The 21,672-nt window shown below is 63.6% G+C and carries 20 protein-coding genes; 11 read left to right on the top strand and 9 right to left on the bottom strand.

What is annotated here, in order from left to right:
• The first annotated feature begins 58 nt into the window (after positions 1–58).
• Positions 59–478, top strand: a complete 420-nt coding sequence (locus ACZ5J0_RS01285; protein WP_166841061.1) for a VOC family protein — start codon at positions 59–61, stop codon at positions 476–478.
• 67 nt (positions 479–545) lie between these two features.
• On the opposite strand, the gene ACZ5J0_RS01280 is transcribed toward ACZ5J0_RS01285, so the two are convergent.
• From ACZ5J0_RS01280 to ACZ5J0_RS01260, 5 genes are all read right to left on the bottom strand, one after another.
• A complete protein-coding gene (locus tag ACZ5J0_RS01280) occupies positions 546–938 on the bottom strand; it encodes a DUF1304 domain-containing protein (RefSeq protein ID WP_142937068.1) in 393 nt (130 codons plus the stop codon).
• A 38-nt stretch (positions 939–976) separates the two neighbouring features.
• Positions 977–1,852, bottom strand: a complete 876-nt coding sequence (locus tag ACZ5J0_RS01275) for a class II fructose-bisphosphate aldolase (protein ID WP_464093983.1) — start codon at positions 1,850–1,852, stop codon at positions 977–979.
• Complete coding sequence (locus tag ACZ5J0_RS01270) at positions 1,852–3,318, bottom strand: GntP family transporter (RefSeq protein WP_464093982.1); 1,467 nt, start codon at positions 3,316–3,318, stop codon at positions 1,852–1,854. Before ACZ5J0_RS01270 ends, ACZ5J0_RS01275 begins: the two co-directional genes overlap by 1 nt.
• Positions 3,319–3,490: 172 nt before the next feature.
• Positions 3,491–4,393 carry an NAD(P)-dependent oxidoreductase gene (locus ACZ5J0_RS01265; protein ID WP_166841055.1) on the bottom strand — a complete coding sequence of 301 codons (903 nt, stop codon included), beginning with the start codon at positions 4,391–4,393 and terminating at the stop codon, positions 3,491–3,493.
• A 25-nt stretch (positions 4,394–4,418) separates the two neighbouring features.
• On the bottom strand, positions 4,419–5,921 hold the full coding sequence (locus ACZ5J0_RS01260; protein WP_464093981.1) for a four-carbon acid sugar kinase family protein: 1,503 nt from the start codon (positions 5,919–5,921) through the stop codon (positions 4,419–4,421).
• Positions 5,922–6,050: 129 nt separating this feature from the next.
• Here ACZ5J0_RS01260 and ACZ5J0_RS01255 point away from each other — a divergent pair, with 129 nt between their 5' ends.
• From ACZ5J0_RS01255 to ACZ5J0_RS01240, 4 genes are all read left to right on the top strand, one after another.
• Positions 6,051–6,854: an alpha/beta fold hydrolase gene (locus ACZ5J0_RS01255; RefSeq protein WP_464093980.1), complete on the top strand. Its 804-nt coding sequence runs from the start codon at positions 6,051–6,053 to the stop codon at positions 6,852–6,854.
• Between the two features lie 75 nt (positions 6,855–6,929).
• A complete protein-coding gene (locus tag ACZ5J0_RS01250; RefSeq protein ID WP_142937074.1) occupies positions 6,930–7,631 on the top strand; it encodes a FadR/GntR family transcriptional regulator in 702 nt (233 codons plus the stop codon).
• Between the two features lie 71 nt (positions 7,632–7,702).
• Entirely contained in the window at positions 7,703–8,320 is a 618-nt protein-coding gene (locus ACZ5J0_RS01245) for a nucleotidyltransferase domain-containing protein (protein WP_250820678.1), read from the top strand.
• Positions 8,321–8,653 carry a hypothetical protein gene (locus ACZ5J0_RS01240; protein WP_166841050.1) on the top strand — a complete coding sequence of 111 codons (333 nt, stop codon included), beginning with the start codon at positions 8,321–8,323 and terminating at the stop codon, positions 8,651–8,653.
• Here the strand turns inward: ACZ5J0_RS01240 and ACZ5J0_RS01235 are convergent.
• Positions 8,605–9,528 (bottom strand): AraC family transcriptional regulator, encoded by a 924-nt coding sequence (locus tag ACZ5J0_RS01235; protein WP_223941470.1) that lies wholly within the window; start codon positions 9,526–9,528, stop codon positions 8,605–8,607. The genes ACZ5J0_RS01240 and ACZ5J0_RS01235 overlap by 49 nt on opposite strands.
• A gap of 480 nt (positions 9,529–10,008) precedes the next feature.
• On the opposite strand from ACZ5J0_RS01235, the gene ACZ5J0_RS01230 reads away from it, so the two are divergent.
• Genes ACZ5J0_RS01230 through ACZ5J0_RS01205 form a run of 6 tightly spaced genes read left to right on the top strand, consistent with a single transcriptional unit; the run spans position 10,009 to position 18,009 of the window.
• On the top strand, positions 10,009–10,797 hold the full coding sequence (locus ACZ5J0_RS01230) for an SDR family oxidoreductase (protein WP_166841045.1): 789 nt from the start codon (positions 10,009–10,011) through the stop codon (positions 10,795–10,797).
• A 44-nt stretch (positions 10,798–10,841) separates the two neighbouring features.
• Positions 10,842–12,083, top strand: a complete 1,242-nt coding sequence (locus tag ACZ5J0_RS01225) for a styrene monooxygenase/indole monooxygenase family protein (protein ID WP_464093979.1) — start codon at positions 10,842–10,844, stop codon at positions 12,081–12,083.
• 27 nt (positions 12,084–12,110) lie between these two features.
• Complete coding sequence (locus ACZ5J0_RS01220) at positions 12,111–13,865, top strand: flavin reductase (RefSeq protein ID WP_166841041.1); 1,755 nt, start codon at positions 12,111–12,113, stop codon at positions 13,863–13,865.
• A gap of 25 nt (positions 13,866–13,890) precedes the next feature.
• Positions 13,891–15,537 carry a phytoene desaturase family protein gene (locus tag ACZ5J0_RS01215; RefSeq protein ID WP_166841039.1) on the top strand — a complete coding sequence of 549 codons (1,647 nt, stop codon included), beginning with the start codon at positions 13,891–13,893 and terminating at the stop codon, positions 15,535–15,537.
• Positions 15,538–15,544: 7 nt separating this feature from the next.
• Positions 15,545–16,336, top strand: a complete 792-nt coding sequence (locus ACZ5J0_RS01210; protein ID WP_166841037.1) for a cyclase family protein — start codon at positions 15,545–15,547, stop codon at positions 16,334–16,336.
• A complete protein-coding gene (locus ACZ5J0_RS01205) occupies positions 16,333–18,009 on the top strand; it encodes a thiamine pyrophosphate-binding protein (RefSeq protein WP_166841035.1) in 1,677 nt (558 codons plus the stop codon). Before ACZ5J0_RS01210 ends, ACZ5J0_RS01205 begins: the two co-directional genes overlap by 4 nt.
• A gap of 68 nt (positions 18,010–18,077) precedes the next feature.
• On the opposite strand, the gene ACZ5J0_RS01200 is transcribed toward ACZ5J0_RS01205, so the two are convergent.
• Genes ACZ5J0_RS01200 through ACZ5J0_RS01190 form a run of 3 tightly spaced genes read right to left on the bottom strand, consistent with a single transcriptional unit; the run spans position 18,078 to position 21,540 of the window.
• Positions 18,078–19,085, bottom strand: coding sequence for a LacI family DNA-binding transcriptional regulator (locus ACZ5J0_RS01200; RefSeq protein WP_223941464.1), 1,008 nt, complete (start codon positions 19,083–19,085; stop codon positions 18,078–18,080).
• Between the two features lie 17 nt (positions 19,086–19,102).
• Complete coding sequence (locus ACZ5J0_RS01195) at positions 19,103–20,683, bottom strand: glycoside hydrolase family 43 protein (protein WP_142937084.1); 1,581 nt, start codon at positions 20,681–20,683, stop codon at positions 19,103–19,105.
• Positions 20,680–21,540 (bottom strand): DUF6807 domain-containing protein, encoded by an 861-nt coding sequence (locus tag ACZ5J0_RS01190; protein WP_142937085.1) that lies wholly within the window; start codon positions 21,538–21,540, stop codon positions 20,680–20,682. Before ACZ5J0_RS01190 ends, ACZ5J0_RS01195 begins: the two co-directional genes overlap by 4 nt.
• Positions 21,541–21,672: the final 132 nt, after the last annotated feature.

Here is a 21,672-nt window from a genome sequence, read left to right as displayed (position 1 = left end):
TCAGCTACCGCAGAATTGCCTCTGGACGGCTCATGGAAACACCGGCAGGATCAGAGGCATGACTACGTCGATTTTCGTCAACCTGCCCGTCAGCGACCTTGAAGCATCCAAGGCCTTCTACACGGCCCTTGGCTACACCATCAACCCTAATTTCACCGATGACACTGCAGCCTGCGTGGTCTTCAGCGACACCATTTATGCCATGCTCCTGACCCATGCCAAGTTCAGCGAATTCACCAAGCAGCCCATCGCGGACACGCACAACACGACGGCGGCCATTGTCGCCATTTCTGCCGATAGCCGTGAAGACGTGGATGCCTTGGCCGCCAAGGCGCTCGAAGCCGGCGGGTCCGAAACCTACGACGCCCAGGACCTTGGTTTCATGTACAGCCGCGCATTCCGTGACCTGGATGGCCACCACTGGGAAGTCCTGTGGATGGACGACGCAGCGGCACAATCCGGCCCCCCGGAATCCTAAGCCCGCGAGTTTTTGTACAGCAGATGCCCTTCAGAAGGCGTTTTCAGGGCACCTGCTGTACAAAAACTCAGGAGGTTGTAACGGCGATGATTCCAAGCACGACGGCGAGCAACGGCGTTGTGCCTTGGAGCGTTGCTGCGCGGAGGTACTTTTTTCCACTGGCGGCGAGGACGAGTGCCGCGAGGAGCATGGAACCACAGCTGCTGAAGACGAGGGTCCAGCCGACCTGGGTTGCACCCATGGCTACTGCGACGATGCCGATCAACGCGCCAATGGCAAGGAACAGATTGTAGAAGCCTTGGTTGTAGGCGAGCGGCTTGGTCGTTTCCGCGTCGGCCTGAGAGGTGATGCTGAACGTTTTCCAGGTCTTGGGCTTGGTCCAGGTAATGGACTCCATGGTGAAGATGTAGACGTGGAGCAGGGCGGCTATCGTCGCAAAAATCAGGGAGGCCAGGATCATGGTTTGATCCTAGCCTCCCTGTGTTCTTGAACTTGGCCCTACGCGCTGAGCAACTCCAGCGTGGCGCCGGCGAACGTGGCAGCCGAGCCGTTCCAGCGGGCCAGCAAACCCTGCAGATTCTCACCGTCGGCCCGGTGTGCAGCGGTTTCAGCTTCGAGAGTGGACAGGATTCCCGTGCGCAGCTCCGTGTTGAAGTTCACCTTGCCCACCTGCAGAGAAGGGGCCTTCGCGAGCTCATCCGCTGGAATGCCCGACGCACCATGGAGTACCAGCGGCACCTCGGTGTTATCAGCAACTTCCTGCAGCACGTCCCAACGGATGTTCGGCTCGCCCTTGTACTTTCCGTGCACGTTGCCCACCGCGACGGCGAGCAGCTGCGCACCCGTTCGCGCCACGAAGTCAGCCACCTGCGTGGGGTTGGTGAGCCCCGCAACTGAAGTGCCGGCGTCGTGCGCTGAATCTTCGGCACCAAACGCCTTGTCCTCGTCACCCGCAAGGCCGCCGAGTTCAGCCTCGATGACGACGTCGGAGGCACCTTGGGCGTCCAGCGCGGCACGGACTTCGCGGACCAAGGCGATGTTGTCCTCGTAGGGCAAGGACGAACCGTCGGCCAGAACGGCGTCTGCACCGGCGGCCACCGAGTCGAGGATGACCTTGAGATCCGAGGCGTGGTCCAGTTGAACCGAAACCGGGACGCTGGCGTCGTCGGCGAGGCCGCGCAGGGCTGCAATGAGGCGCAGGCCGTTGGGTGTGGACGCAGTTTTCGGAGCGACGAGCAGGATCACGCCGAGCCGGGCTTCCTCCGCCGCCGACACTACAGCCAAGGCGGTGGTGAAGTCGTAGCAAGTGAAGGCGGGAACGGCCGAGCCGGAGGCCAGGGCGGAGTTGACCAAGTGGTCGAGTGTGGTGCGCATTAGTGGCCCAGGCCCCCCACCAGGATCCAGGCGACATACGTCAGCGCAAAGCCGGCCAAGCCCAGGATGGTGGTGAGAACGGTCCAGGTCCTGAGGCCGTCGGAAACCGTGAGGCCGTAATAGCGGATCACGGTCCAGAAGCCCGCGTCCGTGACGTGGGACAAACCGAGCGAACCGAAACCAATGGCGATGACGATCACGGCGATCTGGGCCGGTGAGTAGCCGCCTTCCATCACAGCGGAGGTGAGCAGGCCGGTGGTGGTCACGATCGCGACCGTTGCCGAACCCTGCGCGGCGCGGAGTGCCAGGGAGATGACGAAGCCGAGCACAATCACCGGAAGGCCCAGGCTGTCCAGCGTGTGCGACAGTGCGGCGCCGATGCCTGATGTGCGGAGAACTTCACCGAAGACTCCTCCTGCAGCAACCACCATGAGGATGGACGCGATGGGAGGCAGTGCGCCTTCGAAGATTTCGCCGGTTTCCTTGAGCGACCAGTGACGGCGAACGGCCAGCAGGAAGAAGGACAGCGCCACGGCCACCAGGAGCGCGAAGAACGGGTTGCCAATGAACGCAGCCACGCCGTACCAGTAGTTGTCCTTGGGGATAGTCAGTGTGCCGACGGTGCCGAGGAGAATCTGGGCGATGGGTGCGGCGATCAAGAACATGATCAGGCCGGGACGAGGAGGTGCGATCGCGCGGGCGCCGGGACCGTCGTGGCCCACGTGGACCAGGGATTCGGAGCCGAACTCTTCCACCTGCTGCTTCACACCGGGGAGGAGCTCGTACTCCTTGCGGTTCATGATGCTGGCAACCCAGTAGGACAGGAAGCCCAGGGGGATGCAGATGATGAGCGAGATCATGGTGATGAGCCCGATGTCCGCGCCGAAGACGCCGGCACCGGCCACGATGCCCGGGTGCGGCGGGACTGCGACGTGGATGGACAGCATAATGCCGGCCATGGGCAGGCCGAACTTGATGGGGTGAACGTTGGCGATCTTGGCGAAGGCGTAGACGATGGGGACCAGAACGATCACGCCAACCTCGAAGAACACAGGGATGGCCACCAGGAAGCCCACGGCCGTCAAAGCGACAGCAACGCGCTTGGCACCGAGCTTCTCCGTGAAGTGCGTGGCCAGTGACTGCACGCCACCGGACACCTCGATCATGCGGCCAAGAATGGCACCGAGGGCGATCAGCAACGCAACCTTGCCCATGGTGCTGCCAACGCCGGTGGTCACCACGGTGAAGATGTCCTTGAGCGGGATCTGGGCTGCGACGCCCACCAGGATGCTGACCGCCAGCAGGGCAACAAAGGCCTGGATCTTGAAGCGGATGATCAGCACCAGCAACAGGGCGATCCCGGCCGCAGCGATGGTCAGCAGAAGCGGTGTTCCCAGCTCCACTGCGGGCTTGATGGCGGGGGCGTCAGCCGCCCGAACCATCAGCGAGTTGACGAGGGGGTTCATTGGGGGGTGTCTCCTTTGACATACCAGTCTAGAGAAGACCGGCGGAGGTAGCGACGACGGCGAAGGGGGGACCGCCGTCGTCGCGGGTTCTTGTTGGGGGTGTGGAGTTTTTGTACAGCTAATGCCCTTCTGGGCTGCTCATGAGGGCGTTAGCTGTACAAAAACTCCGGGGTTAGGCAGTGCGCTTGGAGGGCGCAACAACCTTGATGACGGCGGAGTCGTCGGCAGCGGCGAGGCCCTGGGCCTGGCCGAGAAGGTAAAGCTGTTCAGCGGCGGCGGCAACGGGTGCGGCAAGGCCGGCGGCCCGGGTTGCCTTGCCCACGATGCCCATGTCCTTGACGAAGATGTCCAGGCGGCTGAGGACCTCGGCGCCGTCTTCGGTGTAGGCCTCAAGGATGCGCGGCCCGCGGTTGGAGAGCATGAAGGAACCGGCAGCGCCGGCTTCGAGGGCGGCGAGGGTCTTGGCCTGGTCCAGTCCGAGGGCATCGGCGAGGGCCATGGCTTCTGCGGCGGCGGCAATGTGGACACCGCACAGGAGCTGGTTGACGGTCTTCAGTGCCTGGCCGTCGCCGGGCTTGTCGCCCACGATGCTCAGGGTGGACGCCAGCAGTTCAAGTGCGGGGCGCGCCTTTTCGAGTGCCTCGGGCTCGGCGCCAACAACGATCAGCAGGTCACCTTCGCCGGCACGCTTGGGTCCACCGGACAGCGGGGCATCAACCAGCGCGACGCCATACTCGGCCAGCTTGGCTACCGTTGCGGGAATGGCTTCGGTGCCAACGGTGCTGCCCAGGATCACCACGGCGCCCGGCTTGAGGACAGGGGCCACGCCGTTTTCGCCGAAGAGGACATCGTTGAGCTGCTCACCGTTGCGGACGGCCAACAGCAGCGCATCGGCGCCCTGGGAAGCTTCGCGGGCGGAGTCGAAGGTCTTGATGCCGGCCGCTGCTGCGAGCTCCAGGCGCGGCTCTGCGATGTCGAAGCCGTGAACGGTCAGCTCGGAGGCAAGGCGGGTGGCCATGGGCAGGCCCATGGCGCCGAGGCCCAGGACGGTGATGGTGTAGTTGCTGCTGGTCATGGTGTTCTCCATTGAATGTGTGCGTTTAGAAAGTTGCGCTGAGCTTGCGGGTAACCTGGGTCAGGGACTGGTCGTCACCCACGTTGCCGGCGAAGACGATGTAAGGGATGCCCTTGGCGGGACCGTCCACCGGCTCCCACAGCGAGACGATGCCCGGCAGCATGGGTCCGCGGACAATCGCGTGGCGGATTTCCAGGCCGTGCGCCGCCACGTCCGAGGACGTGATGCCGCCCTTGGCGATGACGAACCGCGGCGGGAAGGTCTTGAGTGTCCGGTTCACCACGGCCACGACGGCGGCCGAAACCGTGCGGGCGATCTTCAGGCTCGCTGCGGCGTCGTCGGTTTTGATGAGCAGGCGGCTGGTGTGGACGATCACGTCGCCCTTGTGAAGGGCGTCGACGACGTCGGACACAACGGTTTCGATGTAGGCGTCGGCTTCTGCTTCGCCCGAGGTTTTGGTTCCGGCAATGAGCTTCTCGACGTCGATCTCGATGATCCGGGCCGAGCTGTGCTGCGCAGTGAGGTCATTGAGTTGCCGGGTGGTGACGCCAACGTGGGAGCCCACCACAATCAATCCACCGGTTGAGGAGGGAGTGTTGCCTGCGAAGGCTTCTTCCGAGGTCAGCGCAGTGCGAATTTCCTGGCCAATGCGGCCCCTGACAAAGGGCGGGCCCACGCGGTAGAGGAGTTTCTTGCCGCGGCGTTCTGCTTCCTCCAAGCCCAGGGCGAGGGCACGGAAGTCGTTCTCGGTGACGATGTCAGCCACGATCGGCGTGGAGTTGGTGGCGGATTCCAGGGCGTCGGCGATCGCTTTGGCGGAGATGGTGGGATCTTGCGCTGACGCTCCGGCGCGGATGATGTTCAGGTCCAGGACAATCACGTCGCTCGCGGGGAACCGGCCCTGCGACTTCTCCTCCACATACTTGGCCATCTCGGAGTTGGCGAAACCGAAGCTCGCGTCCTTGGCGAATTCCGTCTCAGCCACGGGAGTCAGTGCGCCGGCGTCGGCGCGCATGTAGTGCACACCGCCGATGGTGATGCGGCCGGCGTCGGGGAATGCCGGAACGATCACCACGCCGTCGGTGGGTTCGCCGGTTTCTGCAGCGACGGTGGCGGCGATGACGTCCGGCTCCAGCGGGTAGTGGCCACGGAGGGTGGAGTCGCTGCGGCTCACGAAGCCCAGCTTCACGTCGCCGGCGGCTGCGGCAGCCAGAGCGTTGCGGACGATTTCCTCGTTGCGCGCTGCGGCTTCGGCCGGGTCAAGGCTGCGGGTGTTGGTGAGGACGTAGACCGCGGGCTTGGTCTGGTTCGCACGGATGTGGGTGAAAGCCCAGGTGAAGTCCTCCACGTCCCAGCGGGTGAGCACAGCGAGATCCGCAACTGACTGCGTTCCCGTGGGGTCGTCGTCGAGGACCACCAGGATCTTTGGTGCGTCCGCGGCAGACGCCGTCACGGCGTCGGCAACCAACTGAGCAGGAATCTGGACTTCCGCCGGGAAAGCGGCCAGAACGTCGGCTTCAAGGGTCACTATGCACTCCATCGTGGGAAATCTCTGTTGCGGTTTAGTGAATGTAAGATGTCAGACATCTAACATTTGAATTAGTGTGACACACGGCTCCTCACCGCGCAAGGTGCTGCGCATCACTAGGCTGGGAGGATGGCTGACAGCGCTGTTCCGCTCCCCTTCGTGAACGTCCTCACCCCTGCCGTTCCCGCAGGTCAGCCCATTCCGGCAGTCCTGATCCATGGCTGGGCGTCCGGTTCCGTGTATTGGGAACCCCTCGCGAATAAGTTGCTCGACGCCGGCAGGGAAGTCTGGATTCTGGACCTCCCCGGCTACCACCCGGGCGAGTCCCTCCCGCCGGATTTCGACTGGACCTTGGACTCGGCAGCGGCTTCCGTGGCCGCGGCCCTTGATGACCGGGCCAGCGGTGCGGTGCATATGGTGGGACATTCGATGGGTGGCAGTGTTTCGTTGATGCTTGCGGCAGCCCGCCCCGGCTTGGTGGCTTCATTGACCCTTGTGGGCATGGCGCCGGTGCCGCAGAATCAGGGGTTCAAGGAGGTGCTCAGGACCCAGCTGGATCAGGGGTTCTTCGACGCCGGGACCGTAGTGAAGCTCATGAACGCCTGGTATGGAGAGCTGGCCGCAGCAGACATGGCGCGGCTCAGCACAGGGTTCGACACTCCGTTTCCGATTCTGTCCGCCAGCGCGGTGGCGGCCATGACCGGAGTCGAACCTTCAGTGCCTGGGCGCGTCCGCGCGCCACTACTGGTGATCGCCGGCACTGGAGATCGGGTGCGTCCTATCGAGCAAATGCGCGCGTTCGTGGCCGCCAGCCCGGGTCGCCGGTTGGCGGCCATTCGCGGCGCCGGCCACAACGTCCACTGGGAACAGCCCGAACACTGCGCAGAGGCGCTCCTTGAATTTTGGGAAACAAGCTGGCCACCGCCAGCGTAAGATGTCTGACATCCGCCCGTCCCGAGGGTAATCCACGGGGACCCGGGCGGTCTGAAGGACAGGAAATGGGGACACATGGCACGCAAGTCATTGGTGGGCGTCGTGGCCGATGAGCTGCTGGACAGGATCATCGCGGGCGAATTTCCGCCCGGAACAGTGGTACCGGGCGAGCTGGAGCTCAGCGCCAAACACGAAGTAAGCCGCATGACAGTGCGCGAGGCCATGAAAACCCTTGAGGCCCAGAGAATCCTCAGCGTTGAACGCGGCCGCGGAACGTTTGTTAACCCCCTCAACCAGTGGGCCTCCTTGGAAGCCGTGTTGCGTGCGGCGTCTGAAGGAACCAAGGACGCGGCGGCTGCGATCCATTTGATTGAACTCCGCCGCATGCTCGAAACCGGCGCCTGCGAACTCGCCGCCGAGCGCATCTCCGATGATGAGCTCGCCGCACTCAGGGACCACGTGGAAAAGATGCAGGCCTCCCACGAAGTCAACGATCTCGCCGGGTTTGTCGAAGCCGACCTCGCCTTTCACGACGTGATCCTGCACGCTTCAGGCAACGTGTTTGTGGCAGTGCTTTTCGAACCCCTGCACAGGGTCCTGGAAGCCCGGCGCGCCGAGACTTCAGCCTTCCCGGAGATCCAGGAACACGCGATCGGGCACCACCGGAAGATCGCCGCGGCTTTGGAATCGCGCAATCCCAACGAGGCCCGTCTCGCGATGGACGCGCACATGCAGCAGACGCTGGACGATCTGAAGACGTACGTTCTGGAGGCGTAGCTGGCACCGGCACTCGCCGCGAGGTCTACTATTGTGTCTATAAGTGCACAATAGTAGACATAGGAGGAATCTTGCGCCTGCAGAACCCCTTGACTGCCATCAGCCCGTCGCTGGATATGGGTGCGCTGTACGTCCTTGCGCGGGCTGATGCCGACTTCACCGCCCCCGGCATCTGCAGCCTCCTTCCCGAGCCCAGCTCACTCGCCGGAGTCCGCAAGGCACTCGCCCGCTTGGTCGATCAAGGCATTGTCGTAGAGAAAGTTGCCGGAAGAACTCACATTTTCCGCCTCAATCGTCATCACCTCTTGGCCAAAGCAGTCGAGGAGATGGCCAGCGCAAAAGACCATCTCATCGAGCGCATTCGGACCGAGATCGAGTTGTGGGAATTCGCGCCGATTGTCGTCACGATTTATGGCTCGGCCGCACGTAATGACATGCGAAACGATAGCGACATAGACCTGTTCATCGCCCTTCCGAACGACGTCAACGAGTTGCAGGCCGAAACCAGAATAGCCACTCTGGCCGGCGAAATCAGCGCCTGGACGGGCAACGACACGCGGCCTTTTGTCTTCCTGGAGTCGGAAGTAGCGCCTTCGTCGATTTTCGAGTCCATCATCGATGAGGGCGACACACTTTTCGGCGATGGAACGTGGTTGCGCCGCGTTCTCCGCGCTGGCAGTGGCGCTTAGATGAGGACCACACCGGGAAGCGAAAGTATCCGCCGAGGTCGCTTGAGCAAGGCCGCGCAGTTCCAGCGGGTGGCCATGGATGCCCTCGAACTTGCTGAAGATCACTACGAAGTTGCCGACGCCGTGGCAACCCTCTGCATCCACGCAGGAATCGCCGCCTCTGACGCCATCTGCATTGCTCGGCTCGGTCACTTCGCGCAGGGCCAGGACCACAATGACGCGGTAGCTCTGCTCAAGTCAGTGGATGGGGGCGCTGTTGGATTATGCTCGCCGATAGCTTTCCGTCATCGGCGCAGGCTCTCGCTGGGTAGCTCTCCGAAGGCCTTTACGTAGAGCGCAGAGAAGCGCCCTTGGTGCGTGAAGCCGCAGAGTTCCGCGATGGCCGTGACACTCTGCTCGCGGGGGCTCGCCTCCAGGAGCATCTCCCGGGCACGGTCCAGCCGGATACTGCGCAGCAACTCCGACGGCGTCGCTCCAGTTTCCGCCCGAAGGGCCGTTTGCAGCGTTCGAACCGAGACACCCAAGCATTCGGCGATGTCCGGCACGGTGAGTTCTTCGAAAGCATGCCGGTCCAACAGCTCGCGGAACTCCCGGACCAGGCGGCTTTCAGATTCCGCGTCCCGGGTCTCATCACCGGGCAACTCCATGGCCATCAGCAGGCGTGACACCATGCTGTCCGCCAGCAGCCCCTGCACAAACGCGGGAGCAGTGGTACGTGGCTGGCTGATCATGTCGTCATGAAGCTCGACGACGGACCTCAAGAACGCGCGGCCGGCGGCACCTGAAAGGTCCATGCCATAGCCCAGATCAACGGTGTCATGGCCATAAAGCTGACCCGCCACCCGCTCAACCGCTGAACGACGCACGTAGACAATGAGGTGCGGACTTCCGCCGTCCCAGCTCATGGAGAAGGGCCGGTGGAGCGGAGGAACAGTGGCCATCCGGGGACCCGACTCCACCGTGCTGGCACCCACCTTCATGGATGCGTGCCCTGCCAACGGGATCTGCACCAGGTGGAAATCCTGCAGGCCCTCGGGCTCAATCCGGACGTCGGCTCCGTAGTCCAGGAACTCGATCCCCACGTCACCCCGGTGCAGGGAGCGCAACTTCATGTCCACCGAGGACTGGTGCGTCAGTGGTGCAAGCTCGTGGCTGCAGAACAGTTCGGCGATCCTGGCGTGTGCCTCGTCCACGTCAGTGGTGGCCATGGTTGGGCGGCCCCGGAGCACATCACGGGGAAGAATCCTCACCATCCGCCACCTACTTCACAGGGTCTTGTGCAGCTTTTCGCTTATCGGACGATCCTCGCGCCAACTGGATATTCCGGAGTCCAACAGCTGTCTAGAGTCGCTTTTAAGACAAGTATGACGCAGCTCACAGCACCATAACAGCGGCGGAAGCGGGGTGAGGACCAGTGAAGAACATCAAGGTGGTACATGACCGCAGAGACGAATGGGACAGGAGCCACTTCGAACTCTGGGCGGCGGAGCTTCGGGCCAGGGAAACCCACCTCACTTCCGCGGCATGGGTTGGTTGGCACGAGGAAGAGGAAGAACCTGCGTAATTCGGATGATCACTGCGCCAAGTGGATATTCCGCCGGAGAAGGGCAACCTAGAGTCACTTCAAGAGTGAATATGACGCACGTCATATTTACGTAACACAGAACGCGAGAGAAAGGGTTCGGCAGATGTCAGCACTCGAAGGCAGGACGGCAATCGTCACCGGTGGGGCCACCAAGGTGGGGCAAGGCGTGGTGACCTCATTGCGCGACGCCGGAGCCACGGTGGTGGTTGCGGATATAGCTCCCGACGGCGACACCCTCACCAAAGCTCTCGGGGAAGGGATTCACTATTCCCACACGGACATCACCGACGATGCCGCAGTCAGCGAACTGGTGGAGGAAACCGTGGCCCTCTACGGCGGGCTCGGCGTCCTGGTAAACCTCGCCTGTACCTACAAGGACGACGGCGCAGCCTCCGGGCGAGCCGACTGGCTCGAAGCCCTCAACGTCAATCTGGTCAGCGCCGTGGTGGCGAGCAATGCGGCCCGACCCTACCTCAAGGCGTCCGGCCACGGTGCCATCATCAACTTCACCTCCATTTCCAGCTCGGTGGCCCAGACCGGCCGATGGCTCTATCCGGCCAGCAAAGCAGCCCTGGTTCAGGTGACCCGCAGCATGGCCGTGGACTTCGCAGAAGACGGCATCCGCGTGAACTCCGTCAGCCCCGGCTGGGTCTGGAGCAACATCATGGACTCCCTCAGCAACGGGAACCTCCAAAAGACAGACTCGGTTGCGGCCCCCTTCCACGCCCTCAAGCGGGTCGGCCGCCCGCACGAGGTGGGTGACGTGGTCGCTTTCCTCGCCAGTGACCAAGCAAGTTTCGTCACCGGTGCCGATTGGGCCGTTGACGGCGGCTATTCCGCCTTGGGACCGGAACGCGCCGAAGAGGCTATTCCCCTGCTCGCAGCAAACTAACGCCAAGCTTCACAACAACCTCCACCAGAGAGAAAGGCAACGCCATGACGCAACGCCACATCACCATCGTCGGGGCCGGCCAGTCCGGGCTTCAGCTGGGCATCGGACTCCTGGACGCCGGCTACCAGGTGACCACCATCTCCAACCGCACGTCCGAGGAAATTGCTGGCGGCAAAGTAGCCTCCAGCCAATGCATCTTCCACAACGCACTTGAGAACGAGCGGGCCCTCGGCCTGGACTTCTGGCCCGATGCTCCCACCGTGGACGGCATCTCCTTCACCATCCCCCACCCCGAGCTGCCGGGTGAGAAGGCGATCAGCTGGGCCTCACGACTGGACAACCACGCCAAGTCCATCGATCAGCGGGTGAAGTTCCCCAAGTTCATGGAAGAGTTCACAGCCCGCGGCGGCGAGCTGGTCTTCGAAGATGCCGGTTTGGCTGAGCTGGAAAAGTACACGCAGACCTCGGACCTGGTGATCGTGGCGGCCGGCAAGGGTGAGATCGCCCAACTGTTCACCCGCGACGCCGAACGCAGCACCTACGATGCCCCGCAGCGCGCCCTGGCCTTGACCTATGTGACGGGCCTGAAACCCCGCGAAGAGTACTCGGCGGTCTCGTTCAACCTCATTCCGGGCATAGGTGAGTACTTCGTGTTCCCCGCGCTGACCACCACCGGTCCTTGCGAAATCATGGTCTTCGAAGGCGTGCCCGGCGGCCCGATGGACACATGGAAGGGGCTCAGCCCGGAGGAACACCTGGAGAACTCCAAGAACATCCTCTCGAAGTTCCTGCCGTGGGAAGCCGAGCGTGCCACGAATGTGGAACTGACCGATCCCAACGGCGTCCTTCAAGGCCGGTTTGCCCCCACCGTCCGCCACCCGATTGCCACACTGCCTAGCGGCAGGCAGGTACTGGGCCTGGCCGACGTCGTGGTGTTGAACGATCCCATCACCGGGCAGGGCTCCAACAACGCGAGCAAGTGCGCGGCGTCGTATCTGGACAGCATCACCCGGCACGGCAATGGCGCCTACGATGCGAGCTTCATGCAGGCAACCTTCGAGCGCTATTGGGATTACGCGCAGCACGTTGCACACTGGACAAATGCCCTCCTGGCCCCGCCTCCGCCGCATGTCCTGGAGCTGCTGGGTGCTGCGAACAGCGAACCGGACATCGCGCACCGCTTCGCCAACGGCTTCAACCATCCGCCGGAATTCCAGGATTGGTTCATGTACCCGGACAAAGCCGCGAGCTACCTCGCAGACCTTTCCGCCGCCAAAGTTTCGTAGCACAACCCTGCTAATAAGGACTCAACCATGCGAAAAATAGCAATCGTAGGGGCCGGCGAATCCGGCGCCCAGCTGGCATTGGGCCTGCAACGGGACGGCTACGCGGTAACGCTCCTGTCCGACCGGTCCGCAGCCCAGATCCGCACCGGCAAGGTCATGTCCAGCCAGTGCATGTTCTCAACCGCCCTCGACGCCGAAGCCCACATGGGAACGGCGCTCACCGAATTCTACGAATCCGGATCCGTCCCTGGCATCACCTCCATCCGGCTACGCGTGGATGCTGATGAACCCATCGAGTGGGAAGCACCCCTGGACGGTCCCGCCCGGTCCATTGACCAGCGCATCAAGAGTGCCCTCTGGATCGAGACGTTCGTTGCAGCCGGTGGCGACTTCCGCATTGAGAAGGTCACCCCGAGGATGCTCGAAGAACTCGCCCATGACTACGAACTGGTCATTGTCAGCACCGGCAAGGGCGAAATCGGCCAGATCTTCCCGCGGGACAAGGCAAAATCGCCCTTCGACCGGCCGCAAAGGGTTCTGGCGCTGAACTACGTCACGTCCGACGGCGGTGCTTCCGCCGGCTCGTCCGCCACAGGTACCGACGGCGGGGGCGACGCCATCCGCATGTCCATGGCACCCGGCGTCGGCGAATTCTTTACCTTCCCCGGCCTGACCGTCTCCGGCCCGTGCCGCATGATGGTGTTCGAGGGCGTGGTGGGCGGCCCCATGGACCGCTGGACCGACGTCGGGACCCCCGAAGAGCAGCTCGAGCGTTCGCTGGAAATCCTGCGCGAGCATTTCCCGCACGAGGCCGAAAACTTCGCCACGGCAGAACTGACTGACGACGGCGCCACACTCCTGGGACGCATCACGCCCACGGTGAGGTCCGCCGTCGGGGAGCTCGGCAACGGCACGTTGGTGTTCGGGCTGGGCGACGCCGTGGTCCTCAATGATCCCCTCACCGGGCAGGGCTCCAACAACGCGACCCTGGCTGCCAAGTACTACCTTGACGCGATTGTTCGCCGCGGCCAGCAACCTTTTGACCGCCCATGGATGGAGCGGACGTTCGACGAATTCTGGCGCGGCTGGGGGCAATGGGCCGTGGAATGGACCAACGATCTCCTGAAGCCGCGGCGTGATCACCAGAAGACGCTCCTCCGTGAAGCCGCTGACCATCCGGCACTGGCAGCAAGCATCGTGAGCGGTTTTGATGACCCCCGGACGTCGTATCCCTGGTGGTTCGACTCCGCAGCTGCCGCGGACTTCATGCAGGCCAGGAAAGAAGAGGACACGTCGGTGTTCGATGTCCGTGATTTCCGCAGCGCCCTAGGTCAGTACGCCACGGGCGTCACCGTGGTGACCACTGTGGCGGCGGACGGCCGAAAAGTAGGCATGACCGCCAATTCCTTCACCTCAGTGTCAATGGAGCCGCCGCTGGTGCTCTGGTGCCCCAGCAAACGGGCGCCCAGCCTGGGTGATTTCGAGGACGCAACGCACTTTGCCATCAACATCCTGGCTAGTGACCAGCACGTCCTGTCCCGGCAGTTCGCAACACCTGCCACGGACAAGTTCGTGGGCGCGGAAACCACCGAAGGAATCGCTGGGGTTCCGCTGCTGAACGGCGCTGTGGCAACCTTCCAGTGCCGCACCGTTTCGCGACATGACGCCGGTGACCACGTCATCTACGTGGGTGAAGTGGAAAGCTACAAGCACGACGGCGGTGCTCCCCTGGTGTTCCACGGCGGCAAGTATCACGCCACGGCCAGCCATCCGGATTTCTAGGCACACCCTTATGAAAGGTGCGGTTATGGACGATTCAGTTGACGTAGCGATCATCGGTTCAGGCATCAACTCCTTGGTGGCGGCGGCAGAATTGGCCTTGGCCGGGAAGCGCGTGTGCATCATCGAGCGCTCTGACCGTCTTGGTGGCTTCATCCATTCCGCCGAGCGGACCCTTCCGGGCTTCATCCACGACTCCTTCTCCTCCTGGCACCCGTTGTTCGTGTCCGGCGGTGCCTACGGGGCGCTGGGCAAGGAGCTGCACGCCAGGGGCCTGGAGTATTCCAACACCTCCGGCCCGGTGACAGCGAGCGTTGCCGCGGACCCGGCCACCGGAGCCCACCGCGTGGTCATCGCGGAGCGGGACCCGGCCACCACAGCTGCTGCGTTCAAGGAACCCGGCGACCAAGCTGCGTATCTGGCAATGTTTGATGATCTGGGCCGCAACGCAGGAACGGTGTTCGGGGCTTTCGGAGCAGAGCTTCGGTCTTTTGGGGAAGTGGCAAAGATTGCTTTGGGGGCCTTACGACGCGGGCGCTTCCAAGGGACGGAAGCCTTCGTCCGCGATTCCGTGATGAGCGGACGAAACTATGTCCGCAGCCGTTTTGATGGCTGGGAAGCGGACCAGCTGTGGTCACCCTGGCTTCTGCACGCAGGGCTCGGCCCGGACCAAGCCACAGGCGGCGTCATGCTGCCAGTAATGGCCATGAGCATGCACAGCTTTGGGCTCCCCGTGGTTACGGGCGGTGCTTCGCGGTTTGTGGGTGCGTTCGAGTCGTTGCTGCGCGACAACGGGGTGAGGATCATGCTGGGCGCGGAGGCCGAGGAAATCCTGGTGGGCTCCGAGGTTTCCGGCAAAGATGCCGTCACCGGCGTCCGCACATCCCAAGGCGTGGTTTCAGCCGGCACGGTGCTCGCGAACGTTTCGCCCCAGGCCCTCTACACCCGGCTCCTCCGGCAACCACCCGCTGGTACGGCCCAGGCCGCCGAACGCTACCAGAACGGCCGCGGTGCCATGCAGATCCACCTTGCTGTGGACAAGCCTGTGGAATGGCTCGATCCCAGGCTCAACACCGTCCCTCTGGTTCATATCAGCAATGGCTCTGACAGCACCGGAATCGCCTGTGCCCAGGCTGAAGCGGGTCTGCTGCCCAACGAACCTACCGTGGTGGTGGGCCAACAGTGCGTCCTCGATCCGTCGCGGGCTCCGGAGGGCAAAGCCACGTTGTGGTTGCAGCTCCAGGAAGTCCCGTTCACGCCCGTAGGTGACGCGGCCGGCCAACTGGACGTTGCGGGCGGCTGGACTGACGAGCTGAAGCACGGCTATCTGGAACGGGTCCTGGCCCGGTTGGAGCACTTCGCCCCGGGAACCAGGGCAACCGTCCTGGCCTCGGAGGTTTTGGCACCGACGGATCTGGCCGCAGCCAATCCCAATGCCGTCAACGGCGACCCCTACGGCGGCTCCGCGGAACTCTTCCAAAACCTGCTCTGGCGGCCCTTCCCCGCAGCGGCAGGACACCAAACCGCCGTCGAAGGTCTCTGGCACATCGGCGCGTCGACCCATCCCGGCCCCGGACTTTCCGGCGGTTCCGGACACTTGGTAGCCCAAAAGCTGACCGCACTACCCTCACCACTTTCCCGCCTTCAAGCAGCACTTAAACCAAGCAAGCGATAGGAGAACAATGTCTGTTCTGGCCGGGCTCACTGCAGCCCTCTCGAGTGGTTCCGTGGAAATCATCGATCTCACCACGCCGCTCAGTTCCGAGACCCCCATCCTGAACCTGCCGCAGCCGTTCGCGAACACCGTGGGCTTGTCGGTTTCACCGGTGAGTAATTTCGACGACGCCGGCCCGGCTTGGGCGTGGAACGACGTCACAGTGGGCGAACACGCGGGCACGCACCTGGATGCACCGGTCCACTGGATCACGGGCAAGGACGGCAAATCCGTGGACCAGATTGAACCACACCGCTTGGTGGGGCCGCTGGTGGTGATCGACAAGACCGCTGAAGCTGCCGCGGATCCGGACTTCCTTCTGGAACCGGAGCACTTTGAACAGTGGCAGCAAGAGCACGGCGCGTTCCCGGAGAACTGTTGGGTCATCTTCCGGACGGGCTGGGCGGCTCGAGGCGCTGACGCTGCGGCTTTCGTCAACGCGGACGACGCCGGACCCCACACTCCCGGAGTCTCCGCCGCGGGTGCCAAGTGGCTTGCCGGTAACGCCTCGATCAGTGGTTTTGGCGTGGAAACCGTGGGCATCGACGCCGGCCAGGCAGGTGGCCTGGATCCGATGTTCCCGGTTCATTCGTTCCTGCTCGGCGCTGACAAGTATGGCGTCACCTCGCTGCGGAATGTGGATCGACTTCCTGTCACCGGTGCCACGTTGGTGGTTGCTCCGTTGCCGATCGTGGGCGGCACGGGTAGCCCCAGCCGTGTGTACGCACTGGTGGAAAAGGGCACGGTGGAGCGAGCATGAGCGCGGAAGTAAGGGTCTCCACCCTGGTGGGCAGGACGCTGGCGAAGCTCGGCGTCGGACATGTTTTCGGCGTGGTGGGCTCCGGTAACTTCGATGTCACCGGCACGCTCATGGCGGAAGGCATTCCGTTCACGGCGGCCCGCCACGAGGGCGGTGCCGCCACCATGGCCGACGCCTATTCCCGGATGTCCGGCAAGGTGGGTGTGGTCACTACCCATCAGGGCTGCGGACTGAGCAACGCCATCACCGGGATCGGGGAGGCAGCCAAGAGTCGGACGCCGATGATCGTGCTGACCGCCGACACCCAGGCCGCTGCCATCCGCTCCAACTTCAAGATCGACCAGGACGCCCTGGCCCGCAGCGTAGGAGCCGTGGCCGAGCGCATCCACTCCCCCGCCACAGCTGTCGCAGACACCATGCGGGCTTTTCGGACGGCAGTGAATGAACGCCGCACCGTGGTCCTCAGTCTGCCGTTGGACGTGCAAAATGCCAGCGCCGCGGACGAGGTGAGTGCCGTCGTCGCGCCTGAACCCTTGAAGGTGCGCCCGGACGCTGCCGCCGTTGAGCAGTTGGTGGCCCTGATCGCCGCAGCGGAACGCCCGGTGTTCGTTGCCGGGCGGGGCGGGCGCGGTGCCAGGGACCAGATCCTGGAGCTGGCGCGCCATGCCGGAGCGCTGGTGGCGACCTCGGCCGTGGCGAGCGGACTGTTCAACGGCGATCCCCACAACCTGGGCATTTCCGGCGGGTTTTCCTCGCCTGCCACGGCGGAGTTCATCAGCGGCGCGGACCTGATCGTGGGGTGGGGCTGTGCGCTGAACATGTGGACCATGCGGCACGGACGGCTGATTTCCGCTGGCACCAAAGTAGTGCAGATCGACGTCGAAGATGCCGCGCTCGGCGCCAACCGGCCCATCTCGCTGGGCGTCTTGGGCGATTCGGCGCTGACGGCTGGGGATGCGTTGGTGGCATTGCGCTCGGTTCAGCCCGAACCTGCGGAAAAGTACCGCACCGAGGCTAACGCACTGGCCATCAAGCAGGGCTCGCGGTGGCGGGACGTTTCCACTGCGGATGTTTCCACTGCGACGTCCATCGATCCCCGCGTCCTCACCCGCGAACTCGACACCCTGCTCCCTGCCGAGAGGATCGTGGCAGTGGATTCGGGCAACTTCATGGGCTACCCCAGCCAATACCTTGCCGTGCCGGACGAGTTCGGATTCTGCTTCACCCAAGCATTCCAGGCAATCGGGCTGGGCCTGTATTCGGCGATCGGCGCTGCCCTCGCCCAACCGCACCGCCTGCCCGTTCTCGGCGCGGGTGATGGCGGATTCCTCATGGGAATCAGCGAGCTGGAGACCGCCACGCGACTGAAGCTGCCGCTGGTGTGCATCGTCTACAACGACGCCGCCTATGGAGCCGAGGTCCACCACTTCGCTTCGGGGCACACAGAGGCCGAGCTCGCCAGCGTGGTGTTCCCGGATACGGACATCGCCTCGATTGCCCGTGGATTCGGGGCGGAAGGCGTGACGGTGCGGACCGTGGCGGATCTGGAAGCGATTCGCCCGTGGATTGCCGTCTACGAAGCCGGGACCCAGGACCGGCCCCTGGTGATCGACGCAAAGATAGCATCCGACGGCGGATCGTGGTGGCTGGCCGAGGCCTTCCAGGGCCACTAAGCCCCGCCTCATCCAACTGAGAAGCAGCAGTGCGCGTTTTGAGGGCTCAAAACGCGCTCCGCTGCTACCTACATGGGTGGGGCGGTGCTTCCCCGCACCACCAGCTCCGTGGCGACTTCCAAGGCAGCCGAGGAACTACTTCCCTGTTCGATCTGCTCCGTGAGCATGCCCACGGCCATCGACGCGAGCTGGGCGAGGGGTTGCCTGACAGTAGTGAGGGGCGGTGACGTGAGTGCTGACTGGGCGATGTCGTCAAAGCCCACAACGCTGAGGTCGCCAGGGATTTTCAGCGATCGCTGGGCCGCCGCGTTCATGACGCCCAAGGCCTGCAGGTCGCTTCCCGTGAAAATTGCCGTGGGTCGCTCCGGCAGGTCCAGAAGTTCTCCGCCAAGCCGAAGCCCGGACTCGATACTGAAATCGCCGTCGCGCACGAACTCGGGAAGTACCGGCAGCCCGGCTTCATGAAGGGCGGCCGCGTAGGCTGCGTAGCGGGCACGCCCATGACCCGGGCTGTGGACGCGGCCGGTAATGATGCCGATGCGCTCATGCCCAAGTTCCAGAAGATGGGACACCGCCCGCAGCGCTCCGGAGAACGAGGCCGGGCTGACGCTGGGAATCTGCAGGCCTTGGGAACCTTCAGGGTCTATGGCAACAGCGGGGATGTTCAGCGTACGCGCCAGCTCTACCAGTGGTGATCCCTGCCGTGGAGCCAACAGCATCACGCCGTCGAGCCGGTTGCCGGAGGGCTCACGCAATTTCTGCCAGTTCCCGGCAGTAGCATTTACGGCCCGCGTGTAGGCCACGGTGTAGCCGAGCCGCGCAGCAGCAGCTTCCACTCCCTCCATGGTTTCCAGGACCCATGGAGAATCAAAGTTGTTCACCACCAATTGCAGCAATCCGGGTTCGGTGGGCGACTGCCGCTTGGTGTAATCAAGGTCCTCCAAGGCCTGCTGAACACGGGCGCGCGTTGCCTCGGAGACGTGGGAGCGGCCGTTCAACACCTTGGAAACAGTGGGGACGGAGACGCCGGCGGCGGCAGCCACGTCTGCGATCTTGGGGCGCGGAGTGGCGGTCAATGGGGCGGTCCTTGAACTCATGGGGATACGGGGGCGGCAACGCGCTGGGCGGCCGCCCGGCGGACCGGCGCAGTGTCCACCCGCACGGGACCAACGATAACACTCCCGCGTTGACGCGAGCCCAAGGGCGACGCCGCGAAAATCCCCAGCTCAGCGCCGATCCAGCGGCCCTCAACAACATCGAAATCCCAGATGGGAATCTGCCACGGATCCGTGGGACCCACCCGCCAGGCAAACGTGGCCTGCGGAGTTTCATCTATGCGGATCTGCAGCTCAATACGCGGCCCCGGAAGGGCCACGGCGCGCCCTATCGGCTGCTCGTGCGGACCTTCGCTGCCGGTTCCGCTACCCAGGACGTAGCCGTCCGGGGTGCGTACGATCCCCAGCCAGGCGTACCGCTGACCCAGAACCACGACGCCGGCCCGGGTACCTGGAGCCACATCGTCCAGTTCCAGGGTGGTGGTGAATGTGGACGGTTCGCCGGGGAGGATCTGGCCCAAGACGTTAGGGAGCTCGCGGAGATTGATGGGATCGTTGGCTTGCGGACGGAGTACCAGATGTCCTCCTCCACAGGTGGACAGCCATTCGTCCCGGGGGTTGGCCTGCCAGTGCCACTGCGGGCCCAGGCCGGGGGACGTGAAGTTGTCACCGGCGGGTGGTGCACAGTTTTCGGGCGAAGTACCGCGCGGGTAGGGGTGGCTCGAAACCGGGGTTCCCGGTCCGCCGTCGTCCGCTGTTTTGCCCATCCACGGCCAGCCGTCTTCACCCCAGCCCATGGGCTGGAGGTGAACCACGCGTCCGTACGGCCCCCGGTCCTGGAAGTGCAGGAACCAGTCTTCGCCCTCAGGAGTAGTGACCCAGGCGCCTTGATGCGGGCCATTCACGGGCGAATCGCCCTGCTCCAGGACGCGCCGTTCCTCGTAAGGTCCGAACGGCGACCGCGAGCGGAAAACCGACTGCCATCCTGTAGCAACGCCTCCCGCCGGCGCGAAAATCCAGTACCAGCCGTCGCGCTGATAGAACTTGGGCCCCTCCAGGGTTGAGAAGCCCGGCAGGTCTTCGCCGTTGATGACGTGGGTTCCATGGTCCAGGAGCCGGGAGGCGTCCGGGCTCATCCGGTGCACAGTGAGCCGGTTCTTGACTCCGATCCGGCTCTTGGCCCAGCCGTGGACCAGGTACGCCGTGCCGTCTTCGTCCCACAGCGGGCAGGGGTCAATGAGGCCGCGACCGGCGTAGAGAAGGTGAGGTGCACTCCACGGACCTTCCGCCTTCTCCGCGCTGAGTACAAAGATGCCGTGGTCCGGGTCCGGGTAGAAGATCCAGAATTTGCCGTCGTGGTAACGCAGCGCCGGAGCCCACACGCCGCTTCCGTGCCGCACCAGCGAATAGTGGCTGGATTGTGGCAGCTCCCGGAGCGCATGCCCGGCGTGCTCCCAGTCCACCAGGTTCCGCGACCGCAATACCGGCAGGCCGGGAACCCTGTTGAAGCTGGAGGCGACGAGGTAATAGGTGCCGTCAACCTGTACCGCGTCAGGATCCGGCCAGTCACCGTTGAGGATGGGGTTGTTGTAGACGGGGGTGCGGTGTCGGGTTGTCATGGTGTCCTGTCGGGTGAGCTGCTGAAGTGGTGGAGAAGGAGTTCCTCGACATGCTGGGGGCTGGTTAGGGAGCCGTCGTGGACCACTGCGTGGAGACTGAGCTTGAGCGGATTGCCCCGGTCCACTGTTGCCGGGTGGTCCCACGCGACGGCCGGACCCGCGCCTACATAGCCGTCAGTGCGCACAAACCAAGGGCGCAACGCGGAGGTGTCTTGAGCGAGGATGACACTGACGTTTTTGCCCTCATGCCGGGTTTCCATCGCGAGCCAAGGGGAAAGTGATCCATGGGCTATGCCCGTCCCTGTTCCTCCTGAACACAGCACTTTGGCCGGGACATCACCCGACGGGAAGCGCCAGAATATGCCGCCGTAGCCAGCGCCGCTACGCCCTTTAACGGCAGACGACGACACGGACAACTGCTCCACGTCACCGGCAGGCTGAAGCAGGGATTCGAACGCAAGGCTCCACGTGTTTGCGGCAGGGTGCTCTTGGTATCGGTAGCTCCGCCCCTCCACAGCCAACGGGTCTCCGCTCTTGTCCAGCCACACCACCGTCCCCTTCCCCAGCCCCTCCAGGGACAGCCATTCCGCGAGCACTTGACGTCCGTGGTTGGGAAGGATTGCCGGGCCATTTTCGGTGAATGTGGATCCACCCCAGAAGTTGGTTCCGTTCAGGTCCGAGAAAGAGAGCGACAGACCGAGGTGGTGCGGGTGATCAACTGGACCAGCTTCCGTCACCGCCACTCCGGCCAGAGTCCGTACAGGGTGGAGGTACGGCCTGGGAGACAGCACGGTTGCCAGATCGCCGCCGGTGTTCATCTCCAGCACGGTTGCGCCGTTGAGTTGGAAGCTTCCCATTCGACCTCCTTGTGATGGGTTCCGCTGCGTGGGAATCAGCATAAACAGACCAGAAAGAGTTCGGCAACTACTTATGAAAGTTTCTTTGAACTATTTTCCGGTTTTGAGTTGTGATGTGTTGACAGTCGCAGC

The organism is Arthrobacter sp. DualSoilB13, from assembly GCF_055389195.1.
This window is presented reverse-complemented; position numbering and strand designations above follow the sequence as displayed.

Bases quoted from the DNA above. Each gene is read 5' to 3' on its own strand.
- ACZ5J0_RS01285 (WP_166841061.1), top strand. From the start codon at position 59: ATGACTACGTCGATTTTCGTCAACCTGCCCGTCAGCGACCTTGAAGCA.
- ACZ5J0_RS01195 (WP_142937084.1), bottom strand. From the start codon at position 20,683: ATGACAACCCGACACCGCACCCCCGTCTACAACAACCCCATCCTCAAC.
- ACZ5J0_RS01225 (WP_464093979.1), top strand. From the start codon at position 10,842: ATGACGCAACGCCACATCACCATCGTCGGGGCCGGCCAGTCCGGGCTT.
- ACZ5J0_RS01190 (WP_142937085.1), bottom strand. From the start codon at position 21,540: ATGGGAAGCTTCCAACTCAACGGCGCAACCGTGCTGGAGATGAACACC.
- ACZ5J0_RS01270 (WP_464093982.1), bottom strand. From the start codon at position 3,318: ATGAACCCCCTCGTCAACTCGCTGATGGTTCGGGCGGCTGACGCCCCC.
- ACZ5J0_RS01265 (WP_166841055.1), bottom strand. From the start codon at position 4,393: ATGACCAGCAGCAACTACACCATCACCGTCCTGGGCCTCGGCGCCATG.
- ACZ5J0_RS01205 (WP_166841035.1), top strand. From the start codon at position 16,333: ATGAGCGCGGAAGTAAGGGTCTCCACCCTGGTGGGCAGGACGCTGGCG.
- ACZ5J0_RS01210 (WP_166841037.1), top strand. From the start codon at position 15,545: ATGTCTGTTCTGGCCGGGCTCACTGCAGCCCTCTCGAGTGGTTCCGTG.
- ACZ5J0_RS01235 (WP_223941470.1), bottom strand. From the start codon at position 9,528: ATGGCCACCACTGACGTGGACGAGGCACACGCCAGGATCGCCGAACTG.
- ACZ5J0_RS01230 (WP_166841045.1), top strand. From the start codon at position 10,009: ATGTCAGCACTCGAAGGCAGGACGGCAATCGTCACCGGTGGGGCCACC.
- ACZ5J0_RS01250 (WP_142937074.1), top strand. From the start codon at position 6,930: ATGGCACGCAAGTCATTGGTGGGCGTCGTGGCCGATGAGCTGCTGGAC.
- ACZ5J0_RS01240 (WP_166841050.1), top strand. From the start codon at position 8,321: ATGAGGACCACACCGGGAAGCGAAAGTATCCGCCGAGGTCGCTTGAGC.
- ACZ5J0_RS01220 (WP_166841041.1), top strand. From the start codon at position 12,111: ATGCGAAAAATAGCAATCGTAGGGGCCGGCGAATCCGGCGCCCAGCTG.
- ACZ5J0_RS01215 (WP_166841039.1), top strand. From the start codon at position 13,891: ATGGACGATTCAGTTGACGTAGCGATCATCGGTTCAGGCATCAACTCC.
- ACZ5J0_RS01280 (WP_142937068.1), bottom strand. From the start codon at position 938: ATGATCCTGGCCTCCCTGATTTTTGCGACGATAGCCGCCCTGCTCCAC.
- ACZ5J0_RS01255 (WP_464093980.1), top strand. From the start codon at position 6,051: ATGGCTGACAGCGCTGTTCCGCTCCCCTTCGTGAACGTCCTCACCCCT.
- ACZ5J0_RS01275 (WP_464093983.1), bottom strand. From the start codon at position 1,852: ATGCGCACCACACTCGACCACTTGGTCAACTCCGCCCTGGCCTCCGGC.